Source organism: Paenibacillus sp. JT22N12, from assembly GCF_056269365.1.
In genome coordinates this window covers 941,349-954,001 of sequence record NZ_JBWDNU010000002.1, presented here as the reverse complement: position 1 = coordinate 954,001, position 12,653 = coordinate 941,349, and the positions used below count along the sequence as shown (strand labels likewise).

At 50.7% G+C, this 12,653-nt stretch carries 12 protein-coding genes; all 12 read right to left on the bottom strand.

All coding sequences use genetic code 11. From position 1 onward, the window contains the following. Window positions 1-83: 83 nt before the first annotated feature. Entirely contained in the window at window positions 84-1,169 is a 1,086-nt protein-coding gene (locus AC0YOA_RS09505) for a hypothetical protein (protein WP_475786386.1), read from the bottom strand. A 171-nt stretch (window positions 1,170-1,340) separates the two neighbouring features. After that, window positions 1,341-2,189, bottom strand: a complete 849-nt coding sequence (locus AC0YOA_RS09500) for a hypothetical protein (protein ID WP_475786385.1) — start codon at window positions 2,187-2,189, stop codon at window positions 1,341-1,343. Next, window positions 2,186-2,875 carry an ATP-binding cassette domain-containing protein gene (locus AC0YOA_RS09495; RefSeq protein ID WP_475786384.1) on the bottom strand — a complete coding sequence of 230 codons (690 nt, stop codon included), beginning with the start codon at window positions 2,873-2,875 and terminating at the stop codon, window positions 2,186-2,188. The genes AC0YOA_RS09500 and AC0YOA_RS09495 overlap by 4 nt, the downstream gene beginning before the upstream one ends. A gap of 24 nt (window positions 2,876-2,899) precedes the next feature. After that, window positions 2,900-3,289, bottom strand: a complete 390-nt coding sequence (locus tag AC0YOA_RS09490) for a GntR family transcriptional regulator (protein ID WP_210046564.1) — start codon at window positions 3,287-3,289, stop codon at window positions 2,900-2,902. A gap of 447 nt (window positions 3,290-3,736) precedes the next feature. After that, the gene (sigE, locus tag AC0YOA_RS09485) at window positions 3,737-4,459 is read right to left on the bottom strand and encodes an RNA polymerase sporulation sigma factor SigE (protein WP_188992836.1); all 723 of its coding nucleotides are present in this window, start codon (window positions 4,457-4,459) and stop codon (window positions 3,737-3,739) included. Continuing rightward, window positions 4,438-5,421 carry a sigma-E processing peptidase SpoIIGA gene (gene spoIIGA, locus AC0YOA_RS09480; RefSeq protein WP_475786383.1) on the bottom strand — a complete coding sequence of 328 codons (984 nt, stop codon included), beginning with the start codon at window positions 5,419-5,421 and terminating at the stop codon, window positions 4,438-4,440. Before spoIIGA ends, sigE begins: the two co-directional genes overlap by 22 nt. A 242-nt stretch (window positions 5,422-5,663) precedes the next feature. Continuing rightward, the gene (gene ftsZ, locus AC0YOA_RS09475; RefSeq protein ID WP_475786382.1) at window positions 5,664-6,806 is read right to left on the bottom strand and encodes a cell division protein FtsZ; all 1,143 of its coding nucleotides are present in this window, start codon (window positions 6,804-6,806) and stop codon (window positions 5,664-5,666) included. Between the two features lie 17 nt (window positions 6,807-6,823). Next, window positions 6,824-8,065, bottom strand: a complete 1,242-nt coding sequence (ftsA, locus tag AC0YOA_RS09470) for a cell division protein FtsA (protein ID WP_210046568.1) — start codon at window positions 8,063-8,065, stop codon at window positions 6,824-6,826. 245 nt (window positions 8,066-8,310) lie between these two features. Next, a complete protein-coding gene (locus tag AC0YOA_RS09465; protein ID WP_475786381.1) occupies window positions 8,311-9,075 on the bottom strand; it encodes a cell division protein FtsQ/DivIB in 765 nt (254 codons plus the stop codon). Between the two features lie 87 nt (window positions 9,076-9,162). Next, window positions 9,163-10,443 (bottom strand): UDP-N-acetylglucosamine 1-carboxyvinyltransferase, encoded by a 1,281-nt coding sequence (gene murA / locus AC0YOA_RS09460; RefSeq protein WP_210046570.1) that lies wholly within the window; start codon window positions 10,441-10,443, stop codon window positions 9,163-9,165. 15 nt (window positions 10,444-10,458) lie between these two features. Next, window positions 10,459-11,364, bottom strand: a complete 906-nt coding sequence (gene murB, locus AC0YOA_RS09455; protein WP_475786380.1) for a UDP-N-acetylmuramate dehydrogenase — start codon at window positions 11,362-11,364, stop codon at window positions 10,459-10,461. 178 nt (window positions 11,365-11,542) lie between these two features. Then, complete coding sequence (gene murG / locus AC0YOA_RS09450; RefSeq protein ID WP_475786379.1) at window positions 11,543-12,652, bottom strand: undecaprenyldiphospho-muramoylpentapeptide beta-N-acetylglucosaminyltransferase; 1,110 nt, start codon at window positions 12,650-12,652, stop codon at window positions 11,543-11,545. Between the last annotated feature and the right edge of the window lies 1 nt (window position 12,653).

The following is a 12,653-nucleotide window of genomic DNA, read 5'->3' as shown; positions in this document are numbered from 1 at the left end:
AAACGGAATGCAGCCGGATTTGCTTCATCGGCGGTAAACCGAATGTCAATGCCTGAGCTGCCAAGGGCTGCAGCCTTTTTAAATTACTGGGAACGTATCAGATTTATTACAGCCAGCCGGCTCAGCAAATTTTCGCGCTCCTCCGGAGTCCCCTCTACGCTTACAGCGCCTTGATACAAGACAGCTCCGCTTTTCCAATCCACTACCGCAATACCCGGCTTTCCGCTAATTTCAATTAAGGCGTACAGCTTATTCTGCTGCAGAATCAGGCGATCTATCGACTGCCCTCCGAGCTCCTTGAAGGTGATGAGCTTATCGCTCACTATTTTCTTATCGTCGAGACTGTATATGGCAATATGGAGCCCCAAACTGCTGCCGCTTGCACGTACAAGCTGGCTTCCGGCAGTGGTAAACGACATGGAATTCTCCTGAAAATCTCCGTCGCCGCTGAATACCACAGGTTCGAATTGCCCGGAAGCCAGACTGTAGGACATTAGCTTTTCCCCAATCTGCTCTGAGGTATAGGAACCGGCGCCTGTCTGGATATTTTTCATTTCATGCACCTGATAAACTACAAACGGGCTTGCATCCAGGGGATCCAAGGTAGCAACCACCTGATAATTGATACCATGACCATTCCCGGATTCTATTGCATTGTCGGCAAGTTCTTCCATACTGGTTATGGATCCGTCTGCTTCATCGATGGTATATACTCCAACAAGCTGCGAGGTTTTTCCGGTTCCTTCTGCAGTCAGCTGAGTCTGGGTGAAAATTTTGAACTGATTCCCGCTCATCTGGACCTCATCAATCGCTAACCACTGCAGCTTGATTCCCTCCGGCTCCGCAATCGGAACTTCCATGCTGCGCGCTTCTTTTGTCTTCTTGTCCCAGATCGAAATGACAATTCTGAAGTCTGCGCTGAGATTTCCAGTAACTTCATAAGCTATTTTGGCAAAAGCAATCAGATTGTCATTCTCATAGAAGCCGCCCGGCTGATGACTGCCCTTCAGAAACTGACGATGCCCGGCAAGGACCGAATTAAAATGGCTCCAGGGGCTTGGACGAAAGGAAAACTGGTCCAGGAAGCCCTTATTGGCTTCATAATCACTTCCCTGTATGCCGATATTCAATGGTTCGGAAATGATTCCGGAGCCATAGTAACCTTCCAATTGAATATGTGCCGCCTCCTTCCCGTCCCCCCACTGACCTTCGCCAATCTGTACTGGGGAAGCCCGCTGCCGGATGAGGCCTGCACATAATAAGTTCCGATACTAATAATGATCAATGCAAGAAGTGCGGCTGACAGCCCGTACCTTTTCATTTTTGTAATCCTCCCCCGGTCAAACCGCCACTTTTCTTTTGATTAGAAATAAGCCTGTCCAAATTGAAATAGCACCAACGATCAAGCCCAATATCAGCTCGAGGATAAAGATTTCCATAGGGTACAAATAATTTTCAATGATGGTGTTCCACATCAGAAAAGGGATAAGAATTGGACAAGTCACGATGAGTACCGAGAGTGCTACATATAAAATACCGACTGCAAGCCCCTTCAGCCGATAGCTCCGTTCGATCAGAACCGCCGTGAAAATCACGCTCACCGCAAGCAGGCCCGCTCCATAATAAATCACGAAGGACATGAAGCTTGAGGGCAGCAGAATTTGCAGCATAAATTGAGAACGGATGAAGTCTCCGGTCGAAATCGTCTCTCTCAATTCTGCAGGCACCAGGGATTGAAACAAGCCGATTTCCAACGGCAGCAGCAGCAGCTGGAAAGCAACCAGCCCCAGAAACATGATAAGAATGGCGCTTAACTTGGAGAAATACAGATGATACCGCTGCGTCGGAAGCATTAGAAGCCTATAAATAAAGGGTTGCTTGAACAGCCAGTCGCGATACCAGATCATAAATATATAGAGCAGCAGTACGGAGGCGCTTAGAAAGACAGGAGCCATAAAGAACAGACTGTTCGACATCACATCCGCGAAGTTTGCTTTGCCTGCCTGAGCTGTATATTCCAAATAAGCATCGAGGCCTCCATTGAGCCTCTTCCCGGCCATTTGAATGATATCCTGCGCTTTCATCCACACTCCCCCCATCTGCACCAGCAGGATGAGCGCAAATAAACTGAAATAAATTTTACTGAAGCGGGCAAGCTCCATATGAACCAGCTTTAAATATCGGTTCATGTCTGATACACCTCCCTCATCACATCCATGACGGATTTCCCTTGCTCCTGCCGCATTTCCTCGCAGTTGAACGATTTTAAAACCGCGCCCTGATTCAGAAGAACGACTTTATCCAGCAGATGCTCAATGTCATTGATTTCATGAGTGGTGATAATAACGCCGCGCTCATCGATTAACTGGCTGGTAAAGACTGAGGCAATCTGTTCCCTGCTGAACACATCGATACCCGAGAACGGCTCATCCATCAGAATATAATCGGAATCGACTGCCAGTCCCAGCAGCAGATTAAGCTTCGCCGCATTTCCTTTGGACAGCTCGGCAACTTTATCCTCCGCCTTCAGCTTGAAGAAAATCAGCAGCTCATTGGCCCGGGACTGATTCCAATTATTGTAGAAATCCGCCATGAAGCGCATGCAGACCTTAATCGTCATGCTCCCGGGCATCGTTATCGTATCGGGAACAAATGTGATCCTCTCATAATGCCAATGATGAACAGGCTGTTCATCAATATGTATATGACCTTTGTCGATAGGCGTCAGCCCCATATTGGCTTTGAGTACAGTGGATTTTCCGACTCCGTTAATGCCGATTAAACAGGTGATTTCATTTTTTTCGGCTGTAAAGGATACCCCGTTCAGCACTTTCCTGCGTCCATATTTCTTTGTCACATTCTGCAATTCAATCATTTTCGGGCACCTCCCTTTATTCCATTAACGTCCTTTCAGATACTGCTTTCTTACAACATTCAACAGTTCCTCAACGGGCACGTCGATGTTTTTGATAGAATCGATAAAGGCGGCCGCAGCCTCCTGAATAAGCTCATCCCGGATAGAGCCAATCAGCTGTTCATTGCTTGCGATTCGGCTCGGGGAATTTCCTTCGGTTATGATCAAGCCCTGATCCTCCATTTCCTTGTATGCTTTTTGCGCCGTATTGGGATTGATCTTGAGGAGGCCGGCAATTTCCCTGCGTGAAGGAATGACATCTCCTGCGGAAAGCCTCCCAGCTGCCAGTCCCTCCTTGAAGTAACGGACAACCTGCAGGTAGACTGGATCGCGATTGTTAAATCTCATGTTGATTTGCCCGTCGTCCACGTTCATATCAACCTCTCTCTACCAGCGTGTGTACTATGTAGTTCATACACCATAAGTGTACTATACGAATAATACACCTTGATGTCAATTGTTAAATAAAAACAAAAAAGAGCCGACTAAGCGGCTCTTGAGGGCAATGAAGTCGGATTCAATTATGATTCAGAAAATAATGCTCATTACGTAAGTGTCCCCGTTAGGGACGAAAACGAGGATAGCACAGCTGGATCTCTCCGCCGCCTCTGTCCCGATAAACGTTATGCCAGCCCCGCAAGGGGGCACAGGCAGCACGAGAGCGCCAAAATTAGAGTGTGTCCCGCAGGGACGAAAACGAGCTTTGCACATACGTTTCTAGCAAGCTTGTGGGTCACTCTCACGTCTCCCATTCCGGGAGTCCAGAGGGGCGGCCCCCTCTGGGGTCCCTCCTATGGAGGGATTTAGGGAGGGCCCTACAACTTAAACCATCTTGTTGAATTCCTTGCGCAGACGCTTTATAATCCGTTTCTCCAGCCTGGAGATGTAGGACTGCGATATCCCGAGCAGATCGGCTACATCCTTCTGGGTTTTCTCCTCGCCGTCGGCCAGGCCGAAGCGCAGCTCCATAATAATCCGTTCCCGCTCTGTCAGCTTATCAAGTGCCTTATGGAGCAGCTTGCGGTCAACCTGCTCTTCAATATTGCGATAGATCGTATCATTTTCCGTGCCGAGCACATCCGAGAGCAGCAGCTCATTGCCATCCCAATCGATATTCAGCGGTTCGTCGAAGGATACCTCAGTACGCGTCTTGCTGTTTCGCCGCAAATACATCAGAATTTCATTCTCTATACAACGTGAGGCATAGGTGGCCAGCTTGATTTTTTTCTCCGGATCAAAGGTATTGACGGCTTTGATCAGCCCGATCGCTCCTATGGATACCAGATCCTCAATATGAATGCCCGTATTCTCAAACTTGCGGGCAATGTATACGACAAGTCTCAGATTGCGTTCGATCAGCATAGCGCGTATGGCCGTATCACCGGAAGGCAGCTTGCCCAGCAAAAATTCTTCTTCTTCCCTTGTCAGGGGAGGGGGCAGCGCCTCACTTCCGCCGATATAATAAATTTCCTCGCTCTTGAGACCGAATAAAAATAAAACCCGATAATAATATAACTGCAGGATCAATTTCCATTTGACGAGCATGCCGCTCCATCCCTTCTCGAAGAACTGTGAACTGGATCAATCGTGACGGTTCGATTTTGCAGCATTGACGGATGGAGGATCGCCTGGTACGCCCCATCTGCGACTAATTTGCCGGCATCCAAGCCGATCAGCACTTTACGTGTTTCGAATGTCTCCTCTTCCCTTACAACGACGACCAGGTCGGGCTTGACGGCAAGCATGAACTGAGCACCGCCATTGACTCCGCGGTATGGCACAAGCCGTAATCGATCCCGCCAGACAAATGGTTCATCGTCCATATTGGCGAGCAGCTTATCGACCTGCGCTTCCCGAATTTGCTTCATCCACGCGGGAGGCAGAACATCCTGCCACAGGGAAGCCTCCATAACCATTACCGGCGTGCGGGTCATGGGTTCATACAGTTGGTTGCCCGTATCAATAAGTCCCGTACATGAACGCTTGTCATCCCCTATCGTTATGTTCACCTCCGCAAGATGACTATGAACAAGATCGCGTTCCCGGCGCTGGATCATGATCGAGCGAAAAATATAATAACCCACACAAATAACGCAAAACAGAAACACCAGCCCTAATTTCAGCTGAAAATTACCGTTTATCATGGAATTCCACAAAGGTGCGGAACCATTCATAAACAAGTAATGCAGTCCAAGCACTGCCCCTGCCGCTGCAAAGTTCACCCCATAGAAGGCTCCGATATGCCGGGCGAAATGCTGAATGCTGGGAAAGCCAAACGCAACAAGAAGCATAATGAGCGACAAAGCGAATTTCACAATAAGCGTAAACATAAATGAAAGAGGAGGAAAAATAATCATTACCGCATAAAGCGATCCGATGAGAGCTGCAAGCGCAACCCGCCACCATTTGGCGCGAATGCTCCGGACCCAAGCGGTCATCAACAGGGCAGAACCGTCTATTAGCAGGTTAATCATAAAATAAACATCGATATAAACTGCATCCAGCACATTCACCTTCCTGCCGTACTTCCACTATCGGCCTGCTTCTGCATTTGCGTTCGCAAGGCTCAAGCGGCTTGTGTCTAGTATATTTAAATCCTATTACAATGTCTGTCTAAACATGCCGTCAGCAGCGATCTTTTTTTGTCGATGTGTCGGGTCTAAGAGATAGCCCTGTGAGGGGATTATCTCCTGAACATACAAAAAAACCGCCCTCCCATAGATGGAAGAGCGGTTGATAAAGCTGGTTGTTATCTGTCGTTATTCCGGCGGTTGCGAAGAAAGGCCGGGATATCCAGTTGATCGCTTGAGGTCGGGCTGCCAAAAGGCTTGGGGCCAGGCGCTGCGGGCTGTGAACGGTTATCCGAAGCTGCCGGCGCTCCCTGCGCGCTCTTGTCTGCAGCCTGTTGACCGGGCATTTGGCGCAGAGCCGGGTTGCTGCGGTGCTCAAAACCGGTAGCAATAACGGTTACTTTGATTTCTTCCTTCAAATTCTCATCAATGCTGGCCCCGAAAATCATGTTCACTTCAGGGTCCGACGCAGAGATAACAATTTCTGCAGCTTCATTGACTTCATAGAGAGACAAATTGGAACCGCCGGTAATATTCATGATGATACCGCGCGCCCCGTCTATCGACGTCTCCAGCAAAGGACTTTGAATCGCTTTGCGGGCTGCTTCAGCCGCACGGTTCTCGCCGGTCGCAGCACCGATGCCCATCAAGGCCGAGCCTCGTTCCGTCATGATCGTCTTCACGTCGGCAAAGTCGAGATTGATAAGCCCCGGTACGGCGATCAGGTCCGAAATACCCTGCACCGCCTGCTTCAGTACATTATCCGCTTCACGGAAGGCTTCCAGCATCGGGGTTTTCTTGTCGACGATCTCAAGCAAGCGGTCATTCGGAATGACGATCAGCGTATCAACCTTTTCCTTGAGCGATTCAATCCCAAGCTCGGCTTGTCCGGAACGCTTACGTCCTTCAAATGTGAAGGGGCGTGTAACGACGCCGACGGTCAGAGCGCCGCATTCGCGGGCGATCTCTGCAATGACTGGTGCGGCTCCCGTGCCGGTACCTCCACCCATGCCAGCTGTGACGAATACCATATCCGCCCCTTTAAGCGCATTTGCTACCACTTCGCGGGACTCTTCGGCGGCTTTCTTGCCAACCTCCGGGTTCGCTCCCGCTCCAAGACCCCGGGTCAGCTTGTCCCCGATTTGCAGCTTCTGCTCGGATCTGGCCATATGGAGCGCTTGCGCGTCCGTATTGACCGTAATAAATTCAACACCCTTGACGCCATTCTCAATCATCCGGTTGACGGCATTGCTGCCACCGCCGCCAACGCCAATGACCTTAATCTGGGCCAGTTGTTCCATATCGAAATCGAATTCCAACATTCTATTAGTTCCCCCGATCAAATGAATTCACTAAACATATTTTTCAATCTTTCAAACAATCCGGGTTTAGTAGACGAAGGAGCGCTTGCTTTACGTCCAGCACTCTTCTTCGGAGCCGAAGAAATCCGGTTTCTCATATATTTGGAAACATATTGAATCATTCCAACACCGCTTGTAAAAGAGGGATCCCTTACACCGATGAAATCGGGGACAGCGATCCTGACCGTTGATTCCAGCTCGCTCTGCGCAAGTGGAAGTGTTCCGGGCATGATCACAGTGCCTCCTGTCAATACATAACCATTTACTTTGTCCCCAAATCCCAAACGGATGACTTCCTGGCGCATGAGATGGAAAATCTCCTGCATGCGGGGCTCGATAATATTGGCCAGATCGACTTGAGAGAATTCCTTCTCGACATTGCTACCCATACGCATAACCTTGAACTTCTGATCTTCAGCCGCATCCTGAATCAATGCGCAGCCGAATTTCTGCTTGATTTTCTCCGCTTGTTCGGTTTGGGTACGTAGTCCGTAGGAGATATCGCTAGTGACATATTCGCCACCGATAGGAAGTGTGGAGGTTGCAACTATGCTGCCTTGATCAAAAATCGCAATTGTGCAAGAACCGGCTCCGATGTCAGCGAGCACGGTCCCCATCATTTTCTCGTCTTTGGTTAGCGCCATCTGCCCCGAGGCCAGCGACATGAGAATGACGCCGGCAATCCGCAGATTCGCCTTCTCCACACAGCGCACCAGATTATGGATGGCCGTCTTGGCGCCGGTTACGACGGTTGCCTCAACTTCAAGCCTTACGCCGATCATACCCCGCGGATCCGAAATTCCTTCAAGACCGTCAACCAGGTACTGCTTTGGAACCAGATTGATAATTTCCCGTTCGGGCGGAAGGGCAACAACTTTCGCCGCCTGCAGCACCCGCTCGATATCCTCTTCGCCGATTTCCCTGTCCTCGTTGGATACGGCCACTACGCCATGATTGGTTTGGAGTGAAATATGATTGCCTTGTATACCGACATATACGTCGCTTATTTGAATGCCCACCATGCGTTCCGCATGATCCACTGCATTACGAATGGATTGCACGGTTTGGTCAATATCAACGATGGCCCCTTTTCGTATTCCTTCCGAGTCGGCAGATCCAACTCCAATAATATTAATGGCTCCATTACTTACTTCGCCAATAATAGCACGAACTTTGGATGTACCGATGTCCAAACTAACGATGATGTCGTTGCTGCTCAACCCGTGGCACCTCCGTTTCAAAATGTTATAGATTCCAGTATATAGAAACCGTATCAGGTCCAGTCTCCAAGTGCATTTCTACTTATTCAACGTTGGGCCTATTTTCCCTCTTTTTTCAACAACTTTTTCGGTGTATGTTAATATTTCCAGCGCCGCAGCCGCTGCGCTGCTTCCGCAATTCTAATGAAAAAATAATCGGAGAGAGGCAAAAAGATGCATAATTAAAATTCTAACACTCTTTGACCCTATTGAGTAGTGTCTTTTTGATCGGCGTCCTTATTTCCCCCCTCGTCCGGGGTAAATGATGTATAAGTATCCGCAAGCAGCATCGTGATAAGTCCCGGCTCCTGCGTCTCGATAACGGCGTTCAGCGCCGGCACCTTCCCGGGGAGCAGCGAAACCGCGGTAACGACCTCAAAACGTGTGCGCGTATAAATCTTGATGCGGTCCGGATACGCATTTGAAGGCGTAGGGATGATTTCCGAGAAATCGGACAGCGACTGGGCGGATAGCTCGGCAAGCTGCTTGCACAACTGCGCCTTGACCGGGTCATCGGCTTTCCAGCCGGACAGGATAGGCTTGTCCACGATGATGTCGCTCCCCGTCGGAACGCTTGTCCCATTGGATAACAGAGCGGTCAGCACGCCCTGGTCCGACAGCTGGAATGCGACACCCGGAAACTCGTGAACCACAATTTTGACGGTGCCGGGAAATGATTTGGTTACTTCCACCGTCTCAACCGGAGCGAGCTTCTTTACCCGTGCTTCAATGGTTTTGGTCGATGTACCCAAAAAAGCGTCGCCCACACTGATGCCCGCAGCCTTCTGAACATCCGCCGCTCTCGTAAACTTCTGCCCTTCCACCACGACGGAAGAAATTTTACTGATATTCGAATTAAAAAACAATACGCATAATATAACTATAAAGAGCAAAAAGAGCACTGCCAGCAGCTTTTTGCCGCCCCGGCGTCTTCGGACAGGTTCCCTCAGCACGGGCATCTTGTCTGCCATGACTTGTCCCTTCTTTCGAACAGACGATAAACGGCAAAGTAGCTGCCGTTCACGGTCTGTATAGCGCTTCATCCAGCAATGGTTAATTTAAGAGACAATCTCTTTCTTGGGAACCGGAGACAGCCGAGAGATTCGCGCGCCCAATCGGGAAAGCATCGTCTCAATCCGGTCATAACCCCTATCGATGTGGTGTACCTGCTCCACGACTGTTCTGCCTTGGGCGGCGAGCCCTGCGATAACCAGTGCGGCTCCCGCACGCAAATCAGTCGCTTCCACCGTAGCCCCGTAAAGCCTTGGAACACCCCGAATGAATGCGGAATTCAAGTCGACCCTGATGTCCGCCCCCATACGCGAGAGCTCGTCGACATGCTTGAAGCGGCCTTCAAAAATCGTTTCCTTCATGACGCTTACCCCGTCGGCGAGCGACAGCAGCACCATAATTTGCGACTGCAAATCCGTTGGAAACGCCGGATAAGGAGAAGTGACAATCCGGTCGATAGACTTGCTCCGGCTCGCACTGCCAACTTTGATTATATCACCGTCCACCGATATTTGAACACCTGCCCGGCGAAGCACGTGAATGAGCGAGGTGAGATGGGATGGCTGCGTGTTGTGCAGCGTGACCTGGCCCCTGGTGGCCGCTGCGGCAACCATGACGGTTCCTGTAACGATCCTGTCCGGGATGACCTGATACCGGCATGGAACAAGCTTCTGTACGCCTTCAATCGTTATGGTGTCGGTTCCGGCTCCGATGATCTTGGCGCCCAATGCGCACAAGAACCGCTGCAGGTCCTGAATTTCCGGTTCACGGGCAGCATTGCTGATTGTCGTAAGCCCTTCCGCCAGTACTGCAGCCATCATAATATTTTCTGTTGCGCCCACGCTTGGAAAATCAAGATGGACTTCAGCGCCCTTCAGCCGGTCCGCGAAGCAAACAATGCGGCTGCCTTCTTCTTCTATTTGTGCTCCAAGCGCCATAAGACCTCTCAAATGCAAATCAATCTTTCGTTCCCCGATCGCGCAGCCGCCTGGCTGATAAATCGTTGCTTTGCCAAATCGTGCTAGAAGCGGCCCCATCAAAAAGATGGAGGAGCGCATTTGACGCATAAGAGCTTCCGGGACATGCGAGGAATGTGCGAATGTTGTATCAAGCATAACCGTTTCATCCACATGTTCCGCCCGGCAGCCGAGCTCGCGCAAAATGTTCAGCATGACGTCGATATCAAGAAGCTTTGGCACATGATCGATCGTCACTTTTCCTTCTACTAGCAGACTGGCAGCCAAAATCGGCAAAGCGGCATTTTTCGCTCCTTGGATAACTATGGTTCCTGAGAGAGGTTTCCCGCCTTCAATCACCAATTTGTCCAATGTATCACCTCCGAATTACCGCTCACCCACCACCAGTACTTCCGGCACCAAATCGACTCCGAATCGGTCTTTAACGGTGCTGCGAATAGTTGTCATGAGGGTGAGGACGTCTTCGGCCTTCGCTTGACCGGTATTCACAATAAAATTGGCGTGCTGCGTCGACACTTCGGCATCTCCGCTACGCATCCCCTTGAGCCCCGCTTCTTCGATCAGCCTCGCGGCAAAATCATTCGGCGGATTGCGGAACACGCTGCCTGCAGTAGCCGACTTTAGCGGCTGCGTGCGCAGTCGGCGCTCCTTGTAAGCGGACATCGTGGACGCGATCTCTCTACGGTCGCCGCGTTCAAGCTCAAATGTCGCATTAACCACGATTCCGGGCTGCTCATGAAGAAAGGAATGACGATAGGAAAAACCCATTTGACCAGAATCGCAGCGTACCAATTCTCCTGTTTCCAGTACAATGTCGGCCGATTTGAATATACGTGACACATCCGACCCGTGGGCACCGGCATTCATGTACACCGCTCCGCCGACCGAACCTGGAATTCCCCCTGCAAACTCCAGACCGGTCAATCCTTCCTTGCCTGTCATGACAGACAGCTTGATGAAGGAATAAGCCGCGCCCGCATGAACGAGCGTGCCATCAAATCGTGCATAATCGAATCCTTCGCCCGGCTGGATCACAACGCCCCGGATTCCCTTATCGCTTACCAGCAAATTGGAGCCGCGTCCGAGGTTGGTCCAAGGCACTCCTTGTTTGCGGAGCAAACGCACCACGGACACCAGCTGCTCTTTATTTTGCGGAATAACCAAGATGTCTGCCGGACCACCGATTTTCCAGGTTGTATATCCGGAAAGCGGTTCGCCAGATCTCACGCTGCCTGAATCGATTTGTTGTAATTCCGCTAACAATTGCTCCATCCTTGCCCGTACCTCCTTTTTGCTATTAGCGATTGTCGAATGCGGGGCATGCTTCTCCAGCCAGGCTGCCCTCCCTGCTGACTTTCGGTTGCAGATACGGGCCCCGCCAGGTGACGGTCACGATTATAGGGTATTCTATGCCTTCCCGCGCATGAGTGTGACAATCGCCCATGATGCACTACGGTTTGTCTGTTAATCTCTTAATTTCTTGTCCAATGAGGGATGCCGATTGCGGCATGCCGAGCGTCAGTGCCGCAAGTCCCATTTTGGTCAGCAGCTCTTCGGCGCCGATCATTCTTGCTACGCGCTCGAATAATTTGCTGCCGCTCAAGTCCCGTTCGAGAATCATCTCCGCCGCTCCTGCATCCGCGAGGCTTCTCGCATTCGCTTCCTGATGGTTATTCGTGACATTCGGAGACGGTATTAAAATAGAAGGAACTCCCAAAGCTGTGATTTCCGCGAGCGATGAAGCTCCCGAACGGCTGACAATCAGCTTGGACGCAGCCAGCACCTCTGGCATATTATGCAAATACGGCCGCACATGAAGATTGGCAGGCTGCCCCTGCTGTGCATCCTTCATTCTCTTCATCGTGCTTTCATAGTAGCTTTCTCCAGTCACAAATACAAAATGGACCTTGGGCATTCGCATAACCATACCTGCCATGTCCACCATCGCATCATTCATCGCCTTCGCGCCTCTACTGCCTCCGACCATCAGTACGATCTGGCTGCCGGCAGGCAGTCCCAGCGATTTGAATCCGTTATCCCTGCTTGCGCGAACCACATGAGTCGCACAAGGATTGCCTGTATAGACAGCATGCTTCGAGCGCTTGAACTGGGACAACGAGTCCTTGAAGCTGACAGCTACGCAATCCGCATATCGGGTTAAAAACTGGTTGGTCAAGCCGGATACGGCATTCTGCTCATGAATAAGCGTTGGAATGCCGAGCTTGGCGGCCGCATAGACGACCGGCCCGCATACATATCCTCCTGTCCCCACCACTACATCAGGTTTGAATTCACGCAGGAGCTGCTTGGAGCGCTTTACGCCTCTTAGAAAACGCATGATGGTTTTCACATTGTCCAAAGACAGCTTGCGCCTGAAGCCCGTGATCTCCACCGGTTCAAACGCGATCCCCTGTGCAGGCACAATCCGGCTCTCCAGTCCTTTGGGAGATCCGATATATAATATCGATGAATCCGGAGCTTCTTCCTTCACCTGCCTGCCGATCGCAAGCGCCGGATAAATATGGCCGCCTGTTCCGCCGCCGGTCAATACGATACGCATG